This window comes from Thalassospiraceae bacterium LMO-JJ14 (assembly GCA_021555105.2).
Taxonomy (GTDB): Bacteria; Pseudomonadota; Alphaproteobacteria; order Rhodospirillales; family Casp-alpha2; genus UBA4479.
The window spans coordinates 3,063,394-3,080,982 of record CP134604.1 but is presented as its reverse complement, the minus strand read 5'-3'; the positions used below and the strand labels follow the sequence as shown (position 1 = coordinate 3,080,982).

Here is a 17,589-nt window from a genome sequence, read left to right as displayed (position 1 = left end):
GTGGCGGTTCAACTGCGTTCTACAGCGTTTCGTTTAATGACAGCGACATGTTGCCGCCTTTTTCGGGTGCGCCGACTGTATTGCCTTTAGCGGAGTAAGCGCCGCTTTTCGGCACGGCCTCCTTAACCGCTTCGGCAACCAGATCGACGATGCGTTTGCTGACCGTCATTGCAACTTCGAGCAGGCGAGCGTTTTGCGACATAAGGTTATCGACCTTGCGCGCCAGTTCCATAAGGTGGGCACGGTCTTCATCGGTGGCGTCATCCAGGACATCGGGATTTTCCTCAAGCCCCATGATCCGCGCCTGATATACCCGTGCGATGGTTTCCTTTTCATCAAGGATCAGGGTCAACTCGCTGTGACGCCGATCACGCAGGATCGCGTTCTCGCGTTCAAGTACGTCAATCAGCCTTGTTGTGACGTTGACCAGATCGGTCATTCTCTTGGCAACATCCATCACTTGCCCTCCTGCATTTTGATCATTTCTCGCATAATCGAATCCGCCAGTCCGATGCCGCCGGCCTTGGCGAGTGCCTTGCCGTATTCGTCGACCTGCATGTCTCTGTAGATTTTCTCGCCGGCGCCGCCGCCGAACGGGGAGGCGGCTTCGATGTTGCTGAACATCGGACGCAGCATTTCAGCGAGAAACACGGATTCGAAATCTTCGGCGGTTTCACGCATCCGCTGCATGTTATGAGCGTTGGGGCTAGCCGGTGCAGCACCTTGTGCGAAGCGCGCGGCGCTGATCTGCATGCCGATATCGGGGGTCGAATAACCGCTCATTACATCACCTCGATTTCAGCCTGCAGCGCGCCGGCCGTCTTGATCGCCTGAAGAATGGTGATCATGTCGCGCGGCCCGATGCCGAGTGAGTTGAGGCCGTTGACCAGTTCCTGCAGGGTGACACCCGGTTGCAAGACCGTCAGGCGTTTGTCTTCGCCTTGATCGACTTCGATATTCGTGCGGTCGACGGTGGTCGTGGTGCCGACTTCGGCGAACGGGCCGGGTTGTGAGACCTGCTGCGTTTCCGTAACGCGGATGGTGAGCGATCCCTGAGCGATTGCGACACTGGAAATTCTGACATTCTCACCCATGACAATGGTGCCGGTCTGTTCATCGATAACGACGCGCGCCAGTTGATCGGGTTCGATCCGTAATTGCTCGATATCGGTCAGAAGATTGACGACGTTGTCACGATAGCTGTCCGGCACCGTTACATGGATGGTGGTCGGATCGCTGGGTACGGCGGCCGAGGTGCCGAGGAAGGCGTTGACGGCCTGGGCAACACGGCGAGCCGTCGTGAAATCCGGGTTTCTGAGGGTCAACTTGACCTTGCTCATGCCGGTCAGGTTGAACGCGACCTCACGTTCGACGATGGCCCCGTTGGCGATGCGGCCGGAGGTTGGCACGCCCTTGGTGACCGTTTCGGCATCACCCTGCGTCTGGAAGCCGCCGACGGCGACCTGACCCTGGGCAACGGCATAAACTTCCCCATCGGCGCCCAGCAGCGGTGTTACCAGGAGTGTGCCGCCCAGCAGACTCGATGAATCGCCAAGCGCGCTGACGGTGATGTCGATGCGTGATCCCTGGCGGGCAAACGGCGGCAGATTGGCAGTAATCATGACGGCGGCGACGTTGTCGGAGTCGAGGCCGGCATCGGTCGGCTTGACGCCCATGCGGTTCAGCATGGCTTGCAGGCTCTGTTTGGTGAAGTGGCCGTCGGCGAGTGTGTCACCGGTGCCGTTCAGGCCGACAACAAGGCCATAGCCGACGAGTTGGTTGTCTCGCACGCCTTCGAAATCGATGATGTCCTTGATTCTGGAGGAGGCCATCGCCGGGACGGCAGCCTGCGCGAGCAGCGCTATCGCGACCATGCAGCGTAGAGCGGCGCTGGCCAGGCCTTTGCGGAAGCTGTGTTGCGGATTTCTCATCATCGTTTTTCCCGTTTTCGTCGCCTGCCGTCTTTACGGCTGTCTCGTTTGCATATGGTTATGCGAATAGCGTGCCAGATTTTGGATATATAAAAATCAATTAATTCAATTGGTTATAGGATTTCGCCATCGTATTTGTGCGGCTCTTTCTGCCGTTCCGGCAATGGCTGGGTAAGTTTTGCCGGTCGCGGTCCTTCAAATGTTAGAATACTGCTGAAAAGCCCCGGTTTCTGTGCGTTTGCGCACAATAGCCCACGCCGTATGAAGACCGACTGAGCCGCTCAACCAGTTTAGAAACCGGGTTTTTTAAGCGGGGTTAAGCCTTCAGATCGCGTGCGACGGTGGTCATTTCGTCGATGGTCTTGAAGGTTGTCGCGTTCATGTTGTAGGCGTTCTGCGTCTGGATCATGCGCGAGAATTCAGCAGCGATATCGACATTGGAAATTTCTATTGCGCCGGCCAGGAACTCCGCTTTCGATGATTGATCCGCAAAGAATGCGGTTGCCGAACCAGATTCCGTGGTTTCCTTGAAGATCATCCCGTTGCCAGTATCGAGCCCGTTCGGGTTGGCAAAATCATACAGCGGAATTTTATAGATCGCCCGCTGCGTGCCATCGCTGAAGGTGCCAACCACATGGCCGGCGTTATCGAAAGACAGGTCGGTAAGATCGGCAAGGCCAAGCCCGTTCTGGGATGAACGGTAAGGCGTAAAATCACCGTTGAACTGGCTCATGGAGCTGATATCTAGGGTAAATGACGACGTTGCGGCATCATCCCATGTTGCGGAAAATGTCAGTTCACCTGTTGAAGTCAACTGCCCCAGGCTACTGAAGACCATGGGGCTGGTCAGGGACGAAGCCGATGTGGCGGTCACGGTGGTGGCGCCGGTGGATTCCGCCGTTACCGCTTCCTGCAGGACCAGCGTGGAACCGTTGTTGGTGATATTGGAGATCGTGAATGTTGAGTTGTTGGAAGCGGAACCGGCAAATGTGATCTGATCGCCGACCACGTAGTCCGAAAAGGCATCGCTGACAGGAATTCCCGTGCCAGTGTTGCTGACCTGAACCGTTTTGTCCGCGGCATTGAAAATGAATTCTGAATCGAACGCCAGCCCCGTCGCCGCGGCAAGCCCCGAGGAGCGCGTCGCCGTTGCGCCCGGCCCCAGTGTCGATGTCGTCAGATTGTCGGCGCGAATATTGATACGCCACTGGTTGTCCGTCAGCATCGGCACAAAATCGAAGGATATGTTTCGTGCCGTTGCATTCGAATCATAGGTCGTCAGTGAGAACGTCTCGGACGTGTCGCCGAAATTGGCGGTCGACGGCAGGTTGAATTCGAGCGCGGCTTGTGTCGTTGGCTGCCCCTGGCCGGTGAATGCATATTGGTCGACGCGCATGGGCGCTGCTGCCGAAGATGAATAGGTACCGTCCGCGTTGGCCGGAGAGCCGAGTACAAAATAACCGTTCTTGTCGACCAGATAACCGTTCGACACGGTAATTGTCGAATTGTCGTCGGCAGTGACTGTACTGGTTTGGCCTTCGACGGTGTTGATGCCAAAAGAGCCGTCGCGTGTGAAAAAGATTTCCGTGGTTCCCGACAATTGCGGCTGAACGGCATAGAATCCGTCGCCGGCGATCGCAAGATCCAGATTGCGGTTGGTCGGTGTGATCAGCCCCTGAACATCGTTGGTCGGCCGGGCATATGGCTTTACACCGCCAAGGTCGCTTTGTTGGTAGGTCGGACCACTTAAAATCGTCTCGAATTCGGTATCGGTGCGCTTGAATCCGCCGGTGTTAACGTTGGCGATGTTATAGCCGATTGTGTTCAGCCGGTGTGTCTGGGATCTCATGCCCAAGGTCGCCGTCTGGAATAGACCGTATCCGCTCATGGAACCGCTCTCTCTATATTTGCTGGCACACCCAATACGGGCGCACTTATCCTTGCGATATCATAAGCAAGCGGGATGCCAACTATCGATTCTAGGTAGAATATTGATTTTGCTGGATATTTTGTTGGCGGCATGGGGGGCGAGAGCCGTCGTCGGGGAATTTATGTCTCTGCCCGGCAATCTTTACCGGTCTTTGCCGCCTCAATGTGCCTTGAAAATGTGGACTTGGCGGGCATTGACGGCCACCCGGACGCGAGTGCCGGCAGCGGGAAGAAAAACGCCCGGGATCCGCGTTTCGACGGTTTGGCCGTCTGCGAGCCTGAGAACGACGAAAGAGGAACGGCCAAGCGGCCGGGCGGTCACGACTTCGAGCGTACCCGGCGCAACGGTCAATTCGTCCGGATCGCCGGGCATGGCTTGCGGCGTATCGTTTTCGGCGGAAAGACGAAACCCTTCAGGCCGGATCATGATGTCGATGGCTGTACCGTCCGCGAATGTCTTGGCATCGAAAGTCCCGACAGGTGTTTCCGCCGCAGCGTTTTTAACCTCGCCTCGGAAGCGGTTCACCGGGCCGAAGAATTCGGCAACGAAAGGGTCTTCGGGCTGGAAATACAGATCGACCGGAGATCCGTCCTGCACGACCCGCCCATTGTTCATAACCAGAATGCGGTCGGCCATGAACATGGCTTCTTCGGGGTCATGCGTGACCATCAGCGTGGCGACGCCGGATTTCTTGATTAGCTCGAGGGTGTCTGCCCTGATCTGTGCCCGCCGTGTGACATCGAGGCCGGAAAACGGTTCATCCAGCAAAAGGATTTGCGGTCCCGGCGCCAGAGCGCGAACAAGGGCAACGCGTTGTTGCTGGCCGCCGGAAAGGGTATGCGGATACGCATCTGCATAGTCGGTAAGACCCATCGTCGCCAGCGCTTCGTCGATCCACCCTGAACGTCGCGTGCCCTTCGCAGCATCGATCCCGAAGGCAATATTTTCACGGACATTCAGGTGCGGGAACAGGGCATAGTCCTGAAACATCAACCCTACGCCACGCTGTTCGGGGGGCATTTGCCGGTGATCTGCACCATCGGCGACGATCTTGTCGTTGATTTCGACCTGTCCCGTCTGCAAGGATTCAAGACCGGCAGCAAGGCGAAGCAACGTGGTCTTGCCGCAACCGCTCGGACCCAGCAGGCATACCAGCTCACCCGGCGCCACGAATACGGAGACTCCCGACAGCACCTGATTGTTCCCGAAGGCATGGGATATGGCTCTGAGGTGCAGGCTGCTCATTTTGGCTTCGTTCGGGTGCACCTTATCTTGTTCCTGTTCCTGATCCAGGCCGTGAACGGGCAATCGTGACACTTAAAAGGATCACCGGGATAATGCCCGCGCCGACAATGGTCAACGCACCGAGAGCAGATTCCTCCAACAATTCATCCGAAGCGTATTGGTAAACAAAGGTTGCCAGCGTATCGAAATTGAACGGACGCAGGATAAGCGTCAGCGGTAATTCCTTCATGCAGTCGACGAAAACGAGGATCGACGCCGTCAGCAGACTGCCCCGCATCAGCGGAAAGTGTACCCGTTGCAGGGCGCCGGCGGGACTGGCGCCAAGGGTCCTGGCAGCACCGTCCATGCTTGGCGTAATTTTGCCGAGGCTGGCTTCCGCCGTGCCGTAGGAGAGCGCCAGAAAGCGGACCAGATAACCATAGACAACCGGCGCAATGGTGCCGATCAGCACTGCGCCGATGCTTATTCCCAAATGACCGCCGAGCCAGCTCAGGGACTGATCAAGAGCACCCGTTGGCCATAATACGCCGACGGCCAGGATGGCACCGGGCACGGCATAGCCGACACTGGCCGTTCGCGCCGCCAGCTTGACCCACGGGCCGTTCGACAAGCGCACAGCATAAGCCAGAAAAAGACCGATGATGAGTGCCAGTACAGCGGCTGATGAGGACAAGATAAGGCTGTTGGCGACGAAGCTTAAATAATCGGCGGACAGGGTTTCCTCATAAAAATCGAAAGCATAGCTGGCCAGAACCGCCGCCGGCAGTACAAACCCGAGCAGCACCGGCAGTGCGCATGCGGCAAAGGCCAGCATGGCTCGAATGCCGCCCAGTTTATAACTCGGTAGTTCGGAATACTTGCTGGATGTGTGGTGAAATTTGCGGTCACGGCGGGCCAGCCGTTCGGTTACAATCAGCACCAGGACGACCATAAGCAGGACGGAAGAAAGCTGGGCCGCGCCGCCGATGGAATTCATGTTCAGCCAAACATCGAAGATACCGGCGGTGAAAGTCCTGACGGCGAAATAGTCGACAGTGCCGAAATCATTCAGTACTTCCATCAAGACCAGGGTGACGCCGACAACAATGGACGGTCTGGCCAGTGGTATGGCGACATGGAGGAAACTGCCGAGCGCCGTCTTGCCGAGGGTTCGCGATACTTCCAGCACGCAGACGGACTGTTCCAGAAATGCGGCACGCGCCAGCAGGTAGACATAGGGATAGAGCACCAGCGTCATGACAATAATCGCGCCGCCGATGGAGCGTATTTCCGGGAACCAGTAATCCTGCGGGCGGCTCCAGCCGAAAGTTTCCCTGAGCAGAGTTTGCACGGCCCCGGCGTATTCCAACTGATCGGTCACGACGAAAGCAAGAACATAAGCGGGGACCGCCAGTGGCAAGAGCAGCGCCCATTCAAAATAAGTCGATCCACGGAAGCGGCACATGGTCACGAGCCAGGCGGTCCCCGTGCCGATGATAAGTGTACCGATGCCGACGCCGGCCATCAAAAGGAGCGTGCGTTCCAGATACAGGCCGAGAACGGTGGTATATAAATGATGCCAGATGTCGGATGAGTCCGTGAGGGCAATGCCAAGTACGGTAATGATCGGTGCCGCGACAAGGACTGCGACGATGATTGCACCGGTCGTCCAGATGCTGAATCTCATTTTCGGAAGCAACTGACCGAGCAGGGAAGGGCGTGCGGCGTGGGAAATCATTTAATTGGCTCTTGAAACGACGAACGGACGCCTCTGTTATGGAGGCGCCCGCTGCTTTTGTCGATAAAGGATCTGAAGAGCGTCAGCTCGTCGGCCCTTCGTCGAAGTTTGTTTCATCGACAAGCTTGGTGGCATTTTCGCGATTTTTCGCAATATCCTCCATGCTCAGCTTGTCGGTTTTGAACTCACCCCAAGATTTGACAAGAGCCGATGCTTCGACTTTAGGGTTTGCCGGATATTCGAAGTTCACTTCGGCATAGATTTTCTGGGCTTTTTCCCTGGACAGCCATTCAATGAATTTGACGGCCGCCTCGCGATGCTTGGCGCCTTTGAGTACACCGGCACCCGAAACGTTCATGTGCGCGCCGCGGTCGCTGGCTCCCTGGTTGAGGAAGGTTACGCGGACGGCTTCCGCCCATTTTTTCTGTTCCGGTTTTTCATCGTTGGTCTGCATCTTGCCTATGTAATAGGTGTTGGAGATGGCAATATCGCACTGTCCTTCATAAACGGCTTTGGCTTGCGCGCGGTCGTTGCCTTGCGGTTTGCGGGCCTGGTTGGCTTTGAGACCTTCAAGCCATACTTTGGTCTTTTCATTGCCATGATGGGCGATCATCGAGGCGATCAGGGCGATATTGTAGGCATGTTTGCCGGAGCGCAGGCAGATACGGCCACGGAATTTTGGATCGGCGAGATCTTCATAAGTTTTGAGTTCGCCTTCCTTGACCCGTTCCTTGGATACAAGTGCAATGCGGGCTCGCTGTGTCAGTCCGAACCAAAGTCCTTCCGGGTCACGCAGATGTGCCGGTATATTGGCGTTAAGTTCTTCGGATTTGACCGGATCGAGAACACCAGCCTGCTTGAGGGCGTAAAGTCGACCGATGTCGACGGTCAATACCGCATCTGCAGGATTATTCGCGCCGGCAGCTTTGATTTTTTCAAGCATGCCCTTGTTTGCGAAAACGATGTTTACCTTAATCCCTGTTTCCTCGCTGAAGCTTTTGATCAGAGGTTCAATCAGAAACGGCTGGCGATAGGAATACAGGTTGATTTCTTCTGCAGCCGATGCAGGCTGGATCGCCACGTTGGAAGAAAGCACAATGGCTGCCGCCGCAACGGATTTCAGGGCGATGGTTTTAAAAAAACGCGTCATCTTGTTGATCTCTCCTTAATCCTCGCATCGGTTCCTCGGAACGAGCGCAGGATTTATTGGGTCCCTCTTAATGCATGCCGCTTGTCGAAGATGAACGGATAATTCGACCAAGCAACTTGTTAAGAATGATTATCATTAACGGCATTGTTTTATCTTTTTCAAGCTCTTTATGCAAGTCATTCTCATTTGCATAATAAAAGACTATACCGGCCCGCCCCCTATAGCCATATTTATTTTATGGCTATAGGGGTTTTTCTGCTGCCTTGAAATTCCTCGCGAAGGACCCTTTGAATATGTTAGACATTTAGCGGAATCGGCTTGATGCCGTTATTGGCCGCTGAAGGGCCAAGAACCGCCTGAAAACATGGCCGGGACTTGGCGCGGGGATACCGTAGACGATGAAAGTCACCAAAACCGACGGGGCAAAAGGGGTCTCTTCGACCCGTAAGGCTAAGAAAACCACCGGCAATGATGGTGGTTTCGCCGATGCACTGCGCGATGTTTCGGGTGCGGAAGAGAGTGGCCAGGCACAGGCAACCGGCGGGGTCGGGCCTGTCGCATCGATCCTTGCGGCGCAGCAGACAGCAGATGCCACGGATCATAAGTCTCGTGGTCTGATGATGAATTACGGGAATGATCTCTTGGACAGGCTCGAGCAGATCCGTATTTCAGTTCTGTCGGGTTCGGTCTCAAAGGATCGATTGCAGGACCTGGCGCGGCGACTCCGCGAGAGAAAGACGACCAGCGATGACCCAAGGCTGAACGACCTTATTGGCGAGGTTGAACTCAGGGTGGAAGTGGAAATTGCCAAGCTGACACGCTAATTGGCGGTGAGCCTTCGTTTGCCATTTATATTCACTATTTGAACACTCATTTAAATCAAGAAGTTAGGCGTTCAGGCGTGTGAAAAATACGTGCTTGCAGCCTGTGCCTGACGCAATTATATTCCGCGCGCTTAGCCACCTCAGATCCAGGAGCTATTCGCCAAATGAGCGTTACGTTATCTCCCGATTACAAGCCGACCGCCAAAGAACCGTTTATGAACCCTCGGATGCGGGAATATTTCCGGCAAAAACTGCTGGGATGGCGTGCGGAGTTGGTTAAGGAATCCAATGAAACCCTGCAGACACTGCAGGAAGGCGGGATCGTCGAGCCTGATATTGCCGACCGGGCGGCCATTGAAACCGACCGTTCGCTTGAGCTTCGGACCCGTGACAGGGCCCGCAAGCTGATCAGCAAGATCGACCAGGCACTGGAACGGATTGAGGACGGGTCCTACGGTTACTGCGAAGAAACCGATGAACCGATTACTCTCGCACGTCTCGAGGCGAGGCCGATTGCCACACTCTCTCTCGAAGCGCAGGAGCGCCACGAGCGGATGGAACGGACGCATCGCGACGACTGATCGTCTTTTCAGTTCGGTACAGCACCGATCCTTTTTCCTGATTTGCGGATAGCGCCTGTCGAAGCAGGCATTTGACGCGAAACCTACGCATAGAATCGCACTTTTTGAATCCGGGTGGGTGTTGGGAAAATCATTTCTCCGCCAAGCCGGCGCTCTTCCTGCGGCATTCTAAAAATATTCGAATATTATCAGTGGCTTATGGGCTTAAAAAATATTTCGATTTTTGCGTGATTTTTTTGTTGCGTGACTTGCGTTGTTCTGTGTATGATGATGACGTAGAGGAGTAATTTAGAACAAATATTGCTCCGAAAGGAATGTTAGCAGAATGCGAACCGAGAGTACACAAGGTCAGCCGATAGTCGCCGCAAGTGCGGCCACTGCTGCTTTTCAGGTTGCCGTCGTGCAGCAAAAGCAGTTTGAGGAAACCCTTGAGCGCGTCAGCGAAAAGCAATCCGAAGCTGTAAAAGAAACGAAACGCAAAGCCGAGCGTACCGAGGATGTTGTCGACATTCATGACATCGACAAGACCTTGGAAACCAATAATAGTGAAAGCAGTGCGAAGGCAGCGCCAGAGGCTTCGAAAAGCGACACGATTGGCTCCAAAGTGAACGTTTCTGTCTGAATTTCCAACGGACGATATTCTCCGCCCGGCGCCTTTGTGCGTCTTTTTTTATGCCTGAATTCCTGCTGATTTCCTGATTATCCGACTTTCGTGCGGATCTGGCTGGGGGGCTTGTCCAGCACCGTCCAGATGAACAGAAAAAAGCCGGCGCTTTCTGCGCCGGCTGTAAGTTACCAGGTTCCTAGATGAACCTAGAACGGGAAGATGATATCCCAGACTTGCGTACCCCAGCGCGGCTGCTGCAATCCACTCAGTGTGCCGCGGCCGCCATAGGCAACGCGCATTTCGGCGATTTTTTCGTGGCTGATGGTGTTGTCGCTTTCAATATCTTCGGGGCGGACGACGCCGGTCACCAGCAATTCGCGGAGTTCGGCGTTGACCATGATTTCCTGACGTCCCATGACAACCAGCGACCCGTTCGGCAGGATTTGCGTTACCACGGCTGCGAACGTCACATTGATGTCTTCCGAGCGTTCGATATCCCCGTCCCCCGAGGTTGAATGAATGTTATCGAAGCTCATCACCGACAGCGGGTTGACCCCTTGCGGCAACACCTTTGAGAACTCGCTTTCAAGGCCGAGTAGACTTGTGACGTTGGTATCTTCCTTGTCGTTGCGGTCCCGTTCGGTTTTGTTGGCCAATGTCGCGCTGTCGGACAGGTCCAGTTTGACGGTAACGATGTCACCGATTTCCTTGGCCCTGTGATCCTTGAAAAAAGCCCGTGCACCATTCCGCCACAGCGAGCTCGGGTTGTCTTCTGCAACCTGCGGCGCCGGCATCGGCAGGCTGATCGGCCGGTAATCCGGCTTCGCCGTCGGGTTTTCGATATTCGTCAGTCGCGGGCCGTTGCCGACTTCTGAGATCCGGGTTGCCAGATTGCAGCCACTCAGCCCCGTCACGGCAACCAATGCCACGATGATCGAAAGACTGCGTTTGTGTGTATGTACGGTTTTCATCTCTTCATTCCTTGCTGGGCCTTTCCCGGGGCCCTGTTGAAGACCTAGTTAAGGCTCATCGAAATTTGCTGTGACAGGCTGCGGACGGCAACCCTGCCCGGGCCGACAACCTCGGCTTCGATCACTTGGTTGGAGCGGCCGTTCTTGATCTGCACAACATCGCCGTCAGCACCGTTCTGCAGTGCCTTGCCCTGCGCCGTCAGTATCATGTTCGGGACCTTGTGAAAGATCGTTACCAGGCTGTTCTTTTCGACCAGGACCGGGCGGGTAACATCAATGCTGCGCAGAGGTTGGCCGGCGCGCATGCCGCGTTTCGGTGTTTTCCCGATCAAGTCAGATGCATCGACGATGACATCGTTTTGCACCCGTTCAGCCTTCATCTTCACCCATTCCAGATTTGCTTCGGTGATGATATCGCCGCGCAGAACGCGGGAGCGAAGAACCGGGACTTCGACGGTTCTGAAAGCCCGTCCGGTCATGCGCACGCGCTCCATGGCGGCCCCCTGGCCGGCGACTACGATTGTCGAAAAGCGGCCGGTTCTGGCCTGGTAGTTCATGTTCTCGATCCGCACTATTGGATCGGCACTGGCAGGCAGGAACAATTCCTGGAAGCGGGTGGCGAACTCAATGTCCATTTCCTCGGTCACGCCCTGATCGGCAAGTGCGTAGAGGATCTGAGATTTGATGTCATCTATCGGAATGCTGATCGAGGCGCGTTCGACAACGGCTTCGGCTCTGGCACTGAGCGGTTGCCAGTTGATCTTGTAGGCATGTGCAACCCGGTATAGCCAGCGTGCATCGAAGACTGCGCGCTTGCCGGGATCCGGTGCATAGGCCACGGACACTTCTGCATTCTTGCCGGCGTTGGTGAACAGATCGCCGAGCCGGATGACCTTGGCATCGACGACGACATGATCGACCAGGGCCGAGCCGGCTTGTTTCAGCATGGCCATCTCAGGCGCGTTGCGGTTGTCCGAATTGCTGCCGGCGGCTGCCGGCATGGCGCCGGCGGCGATCACCGCAATCAGGGGAACAAGTAGTTTACGCATGGGTTCACTCCTTATCCTTGGCCTGTGTTATCTGAGCGCCGTCAATGTGCCCATCATTTCATCGGAGGTCTGAATGACCTTCGAATTCATTTCATATGCGCGCTGTGCAGAGATCAGGTGTGAGATTTCCTCGACAGCATTGACGTTCGAGGTTTCCAGGAAGCCCTGCAGCAACGAGCCGAAACCGACGGCTGCCGGATTGCCTGTCACGGCGGAACCCGATGCCGGGGTTTCCAGCAGAAGGTTGTCACCGATGGCCTGCAGGCCGGGTTCGTTCTGGAATGTCGCGATCTGAATCTGCCCGACGGATTGCAGTGCGACCTGGCCTTCGATTTTGGCAAGTACTTCGCCGGACGCGTTGATCGTCACATCGATGGCTGTTTGCGGCACCGTGATGCTGGGCTGCATTTGATAGCCGTCATGGGTTACGACCTGTCCGTTCTGATTGAGCTGGAAAGTGCCGTCGCGGGTATATGCGGTTTCACCGGTCGGCAACAAAACCTGAAAAAAGCCTTTTCCCTGTACGGCGATATCGAAGGTATTGTCGGTCGCCGTCAGGTTGCCTTGTTCATGAATACGGTAGACGGCGGCCAGTTTGACGCCGAGACCGAGCTGAACGCCCGTCGGGACAACGTTGCCGGCATCCGATGAAGTCGACCCGACACGTCTGAGGTCTTGGTAGATCAGATCGTGGAATTCCGTCCGTCGGCGCATGTACGCAGTGGTGTTCATGTTCGCCAGGTTGTTCGAAATGACCTCGACATTGCGCTGTTGCGCCAGCATGCCCGTCGATGCGATATCCAGTGATCTCATTGTTTCGTCCTTTCCCGTATTCATTGGTGCCCAGGCTTTTGAGCCGGGCGTTTTATTGTCTGGTTTAAGCAGCGGCGCCGAGATCTCTGATCATGGCGCGTTGGCGTTCGTCTTCCCGGTCGATGAAGGATTTCACCGAGTCATAGGCGCGGTGAACTTCGATCATGTTGGCCATTTCCAAAATCGGCTCGACGTTCGAGCCTTCGACGGCGCCTTGCAGCACGGCCGCATCCGTTACGTCCTTGGCCGGATTGTCTTCCGTCGTTGAGAACTGCGCCCCCGAAGAGCGCTCGAGTATCTGGTCATTGTCGAAGTTGACGATCCGGAGCTTGCCCAGTTCACCATTGTTCGTGGAAACGGTGCCGTCCTTGGAAATCACGATTTCCGTATCTTCAGGGGCAAAGACCATCGGGGCGCCGCCATCAGCCAGCACGGCCTGGCCAAGCTGGTTGACCAATTGGCCCGTGTTATCGAGTTGCAAACGCCCGTTGCGGGTATAGCGTTCGCCTTCGGGTGTCTGTATGACGAAATAGCCTTCGCCTTGAATGGCGACATCAAGGGGGTTGCCCGTGTGTTCTATCGCGCCGGGCTTGGTGTCGGTCATTGTCGCGATGTCACGTACATAAGCCAGGTTCGGCGTAACCAGGCTGTCGCCACCCTTTGATTTGGTCAGGTGCTCGACGAACATCATCTGGCCGCTTTTGTAGCCATGTGTGCTCATATTCGCGAGGTTGTTGGCGACTACATCCAGTTGACGACGGAGAGTCGTCTGCCTGGACAGCGCCACGTACATGGTATTTTCCATTGTCCACAATCCTTATTCCCGTTCTTAGGCATCTGTCCGGCAAGCAGCCGGTGTGCCTTTGCCGGTACATATGCATCACCCGTGCCAAATTAATAATGGTAATATTATCAATGGATTAGCATTAACTTGGGGAGGGCGAGGCATGGTAAATTCAGGTTCGGCGTGCATCCTTTACCGGGCAGGAAATGCCGTGTGAGCGGATTTGAGTTAAATTGGCAAGATGTCGTAGTGTTGTTGCCCCTTGAACGCCCTATTTGGTATCTTGTGATTCGCTGCAACGCCTTGCTCAGCAAAACTTTGACGAAAATGCGGGGAATAAGTTCGGAGAGGCCGGAACCGCCGTTGGCAATAACTTGTTAACCAAACGCGGACTATAGTTCATAGACCGATTGGGACGGTTCGGCTTTGCCGGTCCTGTTCCGGAGAAGAGGGCTCATGGCCGAGGAAGACGAAGACGACGAAGTATCTGCGGATGGCGGAGGCGAGGAAGCCGCGCCTTCAGGGTCAGGCGGTAAGAAGAAACTACTGATCATCATCATTGTCGTCATTCTTCTGGTACTGGGTGGTCTGGCCGGCGCGTATTTCACCGGATTGCTCGACCCGGTCATCAAGATGATTGTCGGCGAACCGGATCATACGTCGGAGACCGTCGAAGGCGAAAAAGGTCCATCGGTGTTTTACGAGTTGCCGTCATTGACGGTGAATCTGAATACCGCAGGACGAAAAGCGAGATTCATCAAAATCCAGGTCAGCCTGGAGTTGGAACTTGAAGAGGACAAACCGAAAGTCGAAGCGGTAATCGCGCGGGTGATGGATAACTTCAACGTTTATCTGCGTGAATTAAGGGTCGAGGACCTGGACGGTTCCGCCGGAATGTACAGGCTTCGCGAGGAACTTCTGACCCGGATTCGCGCCGCCGTCGCGCCGGTTAAGGTCAGGGACATCCTGTTCAAGGAAATGTTGATTCAATGAGGCCGTTAACGACACGGTCTTGGCGGAAGGAGGCGACTTCGAATGGCGCCTGGTGATGACGACGCATTAGCGGCTGAGTGGGACGCTGCTCTCGAAGAGGGCGAAGGCGAGGGCGGAGAAGGCGGCGAAGACGAACTTGCCGCTGAATGGGAAGCCATGATGACCAGCGACGATGATGGCGGCGATGACGATGATTCCGGCGCCCCGCCGCGTGAGGCTACCCGTGTCCTCAACCAGGATGAAATCGACTCACTGCTGGGTTTCGACGAAGAGGGCGATGAGGCCGGTGAACGTGCCGGTATCCAGGCCATTCTGTCCTCGGCTCTTGTTTCCTATGAACGTCTGCCGATGCTGGAAGTCGTCTTTGACCGTCTGGTGCGGTTGATGTCGACATCGCTGCGTAATTTTACTTCCGACAACGTCGAGGTTTCGCTCGACAACATCGCCTCGATCCGTTTCGGCGATTATCTGAACTCCATTCCCCTGCCGGCGATGCTGAGCGTTTTCAAGGCGGAAGAATGGGACAACTACGGCCTGATCACGGTCGACAGTTCTCTGATTTATTCGATTGTCGACGTTTTGCTGGGTGGGCGCCGGGGGACCGCGGCAATGCGGATCGAGGGCAGGCCCTATACGACTATTGAACGATCGCTGGTTGAACGGATGGTTCATGTCATGCTGGGCGATCTGTCCGCGGCGTTCGAGCCGCTGAGCCCGGTGACTTTCCGTTTTGACCGCCTTGAAACCAACCCGCGCTTTGCGACGATTTCCAGGCCTTCCAACGCGGCGATCGTGGCCCGGCTCCGGATTGACATGGAAGACCGTGGTGGCAGGCTTGAATTGCTTCTGCCTTACGCCACGCTCGAGCCTGTGCGGGAACTTCTTCTGCAGATGTTCATGGGGGAGAAGTTCGGCCGCGATACCATCTGGGAGACGCACCTCGCCGAAGAGTTATGGGTTACCGATGTCGATCTCGAAGCGGTTATCGACACGCAGATCATGAAGCTCCGCGATGTCTTCGATCTCAAGGTCGGCTCCAGGATCATGCTGAGTGCGACGCAGGATTCACCGGTGCAACTGGTGTGCGGCGATGTGCCGATGTACACCGGTCGCATGGGCCGCAAGGGGAGCCGGATTGCGGTCCGGATCGGCGATCGGATCGTCAAAGCGCCCCGCAACGGTTGAGATACGGAAAACGGACGAAGGATACTGAGCGATGCCTTATACCCTGATTATTGATATCGCCGTCGCCGTACTTCTGGTGGTGACCATCGGTTATGCGATGGTTCTGAACAAACGACTGAACAGATTGCGTAAAGACAAGAAGGATCTGGAAAGCCTTGCCAGAACTTTCGGTGAATCGACACAGCGCGCCGAAGAAAACCTGAACCAGTTGCGGACCGTCGCCCAGGCACTGGATATCCAGATGCAGCGCGCGCAAACCCTGCGTGACGATATTTCTTTTCTTGCCGATCGCGGCGGTTCGACAGCGGACCGGCTTGAAGATCTGGTGCGCGAGGCCCGTGACGGCCTTGGTGTCGTGCCGAAGCCTCCATCGACTAGCGTAAATGGGGCGCAACCTAGAAAAGCACCGGAGGTCGAGCCCCGTGAGGCCGAGGCACCGCAAACCGGCCGGGGCAGCAGCACCGGGATCGAACCACGCTCCGAGGCCGAGCGTGAATTGCTTCGCGCCTTACGCGATGCCGGTTAAGCACGGGAGCCGAGAACAGGTATGAAAAAACTCATTTCGAAGATCCGCTTCCTGCCGCTGACGATCTTTGCTGCCACGCTCATGCTGACAGTAAGGGTCGGGGATATCTGGGAAGGTATCGACAACCTTCTCGACGGCACGATCAATGTTTCCGAAGCGCGTGCGCAAACCGATCCGAATGCTCAGCCGGCGGATGGCGCAGCACCGCAGGAGGCGGCTGCAGTGCCTGCCGTCGAGCCATTGCCGAGTGAGCCGGCTGAAGGCGCAACGACGGTGCGGCAGGATCCAAGCAAGCTGATTACCGATGACCCGACGCTGCTGACGCCGGCGGAGATCGAAATCCTGATGCGGTTGGCCGAGCGCCGGGATGAGCTGGCGGCGAAGTCGCGCGAGCTTGAAGCCCGCGAAGGATTATTGCGCGCTGCCGAGATCAGGATCGAGCGCCGTGTTGCAGAGCTTGAAGACCTGCGCGTGGTTATCGAGGACCGGATCAAGGTGTTCGATGAACAGCAGGAAAAGAAACTCGGCAGCCTGGTCAAGATTTACGAGAACATGAAACCGAAGGATGCTGCGCGCATTTTCGAAGATCTGGAAATGGGTACCTTGCTTGAGGTTGCGGAGCGGATGAAGGAACGCAAACTGGCGCCTGTGATGGCGCAGATGAATCCGGATCGCGCACGTGAGGTAACCGTTGAATTGCGGGCGCTGCGGGAACTGCCGCGCTCCGTCGGTGGCCTGTAGGGTACGGGCCAGAATAAGTCAGGCAGCAGGGGTGTTGCCTGAAATTATCGGATTTTCATAAGAAAATCTGATTGGGACACCGGTGATGATGCATTTTCAGGAGAGCCTGAAGCAGACTGGCCGGGTATTTGGGAGCGGAAATGGCCGTAGACTTGGGCATGAAAGTCCTGATCGTGGACGACTACCAGACCATGCTCAAGGTTCTGAAGAGTCTGCTCAGACAATTGAAATTTACCAATGTCGACGAAGCAACGAACGGTGGCGATGCCCTCGGCAAGTTGCGCGAAGGCAATTACGGGATGGTCATTTCAGACTGGAACATGGAGCCGATGAGTGGCTTCGAGCTGCTAAAGGAAGTCCGCGCAGATGCGGTTTTAAAGGATTTGCCGTTCATTCTGGTGACTGCGGAAAGCCGGACCGAGAACGTCATTGCTGCAAAGCAGGCCGGTGTATCGAACTATATCATCAAACCGTTCACGGCCGAGACGCTGAAGACCAAGCTTGTCAGCGTTTTGGGCGACTTTTGAACGTGAGGCCGGGGA

Annotated in this window: 19 protein-coding genes; 8 read left to right on the top strand and 11 right to left on the bottom strand. The window is 55.8% G+C overall.

Annotated elements, in window-relative coordinates; translation table 11 throughout:
- Positions 1 to 19 precede the first annotated feature (19 nt).
- The 7 genes from flgN to L2D14_14565 all read right to left on the bottom strand — a co-directional run bounded on the left by flgN (position 20) and on the right by L2D14_14565 (position 7,973).
- Positions 20 to 457 (bottom strand): flagellar export chaperone FlgN, encoded by a 438-nt coding sequence (flgN, locus tag L2D14_14595; GenBank protein WNJ99088.1) that lies wholly within the window; start codon positions 455 to 457, stop codon positions 20 to 22.
- The gene (locus L2D14_14590) at positions 457 to 783 is read right to left on the bottom strand and encodes a rod-binding protein (GenBank protein ID WNJ99087.1); all 327 of its coding nucleotides are present in this window, start codon (positions 781 to 783) and stop codon (positions 457 to 459) included. The genes flgN and L2D14_14590 overlap by 1 nt, the downstream gene beginning before the upstream one ends.
- A complete protein-coding gene (locus L2D14_14585; protein WNK01691.1) occupies positions 783 to 1,874 on the bottom strand; it encodes a flagellar basal body P-ring protein FlgI in 1,092 nt (363 codons plus the stop codon). Before L2D14_14585 ends, L2D14_14590 begins: the two co-directional genes overlap by 1 nt.
- Positions 1,875 to 2,247: 373 nt before the next feature.
- Positions 2,248 to 3,819, bottom strand: coding sequence for a flagellar hook-basal body complex protein (locus tag L2D14_14580; protein ID WNJ99086.1), 1,572 nt, complete (start codon positions 3,817 to 3,819; stop codon positions 2,248 to 2,250).
- A gap of 201 nt (positions 3,820 to 4,020) precedes the next feature.
- A complete protein-coding gene (locus tag L2D14_14575) occupies positions 4,021 to 5,106 on the bottom strand; it encodes an ABC transporter ATP-binding protein (protein WNJ99085.1) in 1,086 nt (361 codons plus the stop codon).
- 22 nt (positions 5,107 to 5,128) lie between these two features.
- The gene (locus L2D14_14570; GenBank protein WNJ99084.1) at positions 5,129 to 6,772 is read right to left on the bottom strand and encodes an iron ABC transporter permease; all 1,644 of its coding nucleotides are present in this window, start codon (positions 6,770 to 6,772) and stop codon (positions 5,129 to 5,131) included.
- A 133-nt stretch (positions 6,773 to 6,905) separates the two neighbouring features.
- Entirely contained in the window at positions 6,906 to 7,973 is a 1,068-nt protein-coding gene (locus L2D14_14565; protein WNJ99083.1) for a Fe(3+) ABC transporter substrate-binding protein, read from the bottom strand.
- A 398-nt stretch (positions 7,974 to 8,371) separates the two neighbouring features.
- Here L2D14_14565 and L2D14_14560 point away from each other — a divergent pair, with 398 nt between their 5' ends.
- The 3 genes from L2D14_14560 (at position 8,372) to L2D14_14550 (ending at position 10,000) form a co-directional block, all read left to right on the top strand.
- Positions 8,372 to 8,797: a flagellar assembly protein FliX gene (locus L2D14_14560; GenBank protein ID WNJ99082.1), complete on the top strand. Its 426-nt coding sequence runs from the start codon at positions 8,372 to 8,374 to the stop codon at positions 8,795 to 8,797.
- Positions 8,798 to 8,961: 164 nt separating this feature from the next.
- Complete coding sequence (gene dksA / locus L2D14_14555; protein ID WNJ99081.1) at positions 8,962 to 9,378, top strand: RNA polymerase-binding protein DksA; 417 nt, start codon at positions 8,962 to 8,964, stop codon at positions 9,376 to 9,378.
- A 325-nt stretch (positions 9,379 to 9,703) separates the two neighbouring features.
- Positions 9,704 to 10,000: a hypothetical protein gene (locus tag L2D14_14550; GenBank protein ID WNJ99080.1), complete on the top strand. Its 297-nt coding sequence runs from the start codon at positions 9,704 to 9,706 to the stop codon at positions 9,998 to 10,000.
- Between the two features lie 191 nt (positions 10,001 to 10,191).
- Here L2D14_14550 and flgH read toward each other — a convergent pair whose 3' ends face one another.
- The 4 genes from flgH to flgF form a co-directional block, all read right to left on the bottom strand.
- Positions 10,192 to 10,956 (bottom strand): flagellar basal body L-ring protein FlgH, encoded by a 765-nt coding sequence (gene flgH / locus L2D14_14545; GenBank protein ID WNJ99079.1) that lies wholly within the window; start codon positions 10,954 to 10,956, stop codon positions 10,192 to 10,194.
- Positions 10,957 to 11,000: 44 nt separating this feature from the next.
- Positions 11,001 to 12,005 (bottom strand): flagellar basal body P-ring formation chaperone FlgA, encoded by a 1,005-nt coding sequence (gene flgA, locus L2D14_14540; GenBank protein ID WNJ99078.1) that lies wholly within the window; start codon positions 12,003 to 12,005, stop codon positions 11,001 to 11,003.
- A 27-nt stretch (positions 12,006 to 12,032) separates the two neighbouring features.
- Positions 12,033 to 12,818, bottom strand: a complete 786-nt coding sequence (gene flgG, locus L2D14_14535) for a flagellar basal-body rod protein FlgG (GenBank protein WNJ99077.1) — start codon at positions 12,816 to 12,818, stop codon at positions 12,033 to 12,035.
- A 64-nt stretch (positions 12,819 to 12,882) separates the two neighbouring features.
- Positions 12,883 to 13,623, bottom strand: a complete 741-nt coding sequence (gene flgF / locus L2D14_14530; GenBank protein ID WNJ99076.1) for a flagellar basal-body rod protein FlgF — start codon at positions 13,621 to 13,623, stop codon at positions 12,883 to 12,885.
- Positions 13,624 to 14,058: 435 nt separating this feature from the next.
- Between flgF and L2D14_14525 the strand changes: the two genes are divergently transcribed.
- The 5 genes from L2D14_14525 to L2D14_14505 all read left to right on the top strand — a co-directional run bounded on the left by L2D14_14525 (position 14,059) and on the right by L2D14_14505 (position 17,574).
- Positions 14,059 to 14,595, top strand: a complete 537-nt coding sequence (locus L2D14_14525; GenBank protein ID WNJ99075.1) for a flagellar basal body-associated FliL family protein — start codon at positions 14,059 to 14,061, stop codon at positions 14,593 to 14,595.
- 42 nt (positions 14,596 to 14,637) lie between these two features.
- The gene (gene fliM, locus L2D14_14520) at positions 14,638 to 15,780 is read left to right on the top strand and encodes a flagellar motor switch protein FliM (protein WNJ99074.1); all 1,143 of its coding nucleotides are present in this window, start codon (positions 14,638 to 14,640) and stop codon (positions 15,778 to 15,780) included.
- 31 nt (positions 15,781 to 15,811) lie between these two features.
- Positions 15,812 to 16,306, top strand: a complete 495-nt coding sequence (locus L2D14_14515) for a DUF6468 domain-containing protein (GenBank protein ID WNJ99073.1) — start codon at positions 15,812 to 15,814, stop codon at positions 16,304 to 16,306.
- A 21-nt stretch (positions 16,307 to 16,327) separates the two neighbouring features.
- Positions 16,328 to 17,047 (top strand): hypothetical protein, encoded by a 720-nt coding sequence (locus L2D14_14510; GenBank protein WNJ99072.1) that lies wholly within the window; start codon positions 16,328 to 16,330, stop codon positions 17,045 to 17,047.
- 140 nt (positions 17,048 to 17,187) lie between these two features.
- Positions 17,188 to 17,574, top strand: a complete 387-nt coding sequence (locus L2D14_14505) for a response regulator (protein ID WNJ99071.1) — start codon at positions 17,188 to 17,190, stop codon at positions 17,572 to 17,574.
- The last annotated feature ends 15 nt before the right edge of the window (positions 17,575 to 17,589 follow it).

Coding starts and splice junctions, on each gene's coding strand:
- flgN (WNJ99088.1), bottom strand. CDS start 457: ATGGATGTTGCCAAGAGAATGACCGATCTGGTCAACGTCACAACAAGG.
- L2D14_14590 (WNJ99087.1), bottom strand. CDS start 783: ATGAGCGGTTATTCGACCCCCGATATCGGCATGCAGATCAGCGCCGCG.
- L2D14_14585 (WNK01691.1), bottom strand. CDS start 1,874: ATGGTCGCGATAGCGCTGCTCGCGCAGGCTGCCGTCCCGGCGATGGCC.
- L2D14_14580 (WNJ99086.1), bottom strand. CDS start 3,819: ATGAGCGGATACGGTCTATTCCAGACGGCGACCTTGGGCATGAGATCC.
- L2D14_14575 (WNJ99085.1), bottom strand. CDS start 5,106: ATGAGCAGCCTGCACCTCAGAGCCATATCCCATGCCTTCGGGAACAAT.
- L2D14_14570 (WNJ99084.1), bottom strand. CDS start 6,772: ATGAGATTCAGCATCTGGACGACCGGTGCAATCATCGTCGCAGTCCTT.
- L2D14_14565 (WNJ99083.1), bottom strand. CDS start 7,973: ATGACGCGTTTTTTTAAAACCATCGCCCTGAAATCCGTTGCGGCGGCA.
- L2D14_14560 (WNJ99082.1), top strand. CDS start 8,372: ATGAAAGTCACCAAAACCGACGGGGCAAAAGGGGTCTCTTCGACCCGT.
- dksA (WNJ99081.1), top strand. CDS start 8,962: ATGAGCGTTACGTTATCTCCCGATTACAAGCCGACCGCCAAAGAACCG.
- L2D14_14550 (WNJ99080.1), top strand. CDS start 9,704: ATGCGAACCGAGAGTACACAAGGTCAGCCGATAGTCGCCGCAAGTGCG.
- flgH (WNJ99079.1), bottom strand. CDS start 10,956: ATGAAAACCGTACATACACACAAACGCAGTCTTTCGATCATCGTGGCA.
- flgA (WNJ99078.1), bottom strand. CDS start 12,005: ATGCGTAAACTACTTGTTCCCCTGATTGCGGTGATCGCCGCCGGCGCC.
- flgG (WNJ99077.1), bottom strand. CDS start 12,818: ATGAGATCACTGGATATCGCATCGACGGGCATGCTGGCGCAACAGCGC.
- flgF (WNJ99076.1), bottom strand. CDS start 13,623: ATGGAAAATACCATGTACGTGGCGCTGTCCAGGCAGACGACTCTCCGT.
- L2D14_14525 (WNJ99075.1), top strand. CDS start 14,059: ATGGCCGAGGAAGACGAAGACGACGAAGTATCTGCGGATGGCGGAGGC.
- fliM (WNJ99074.1), top strand. CDS start 14,638: ATGGCGCCTGGTGATGACGACGCATTAGCGGCTGAGTGGGACGCTGCT.
- L2D14_14515 (WNJ99073.1), top strand. CDS start 15,812: ATGCCTTATACCCTGATTATTGATATCGCCGTCGCCGTACTTCTGGTG.
- L2D14_14510 (WNJ99072.1), top strand. CDS start 16,328: ATGAAAAAACTCATTTCGAAGATCCGCTTCCTGCCGCTGACGATCTTT.
- L2D14_14505 (WNJ99071.1), top strand. CDS start 17,188: ATGGCCGTAGACTTGGGCATGAAAGTCCTGATCGTGGACGACTACCAG.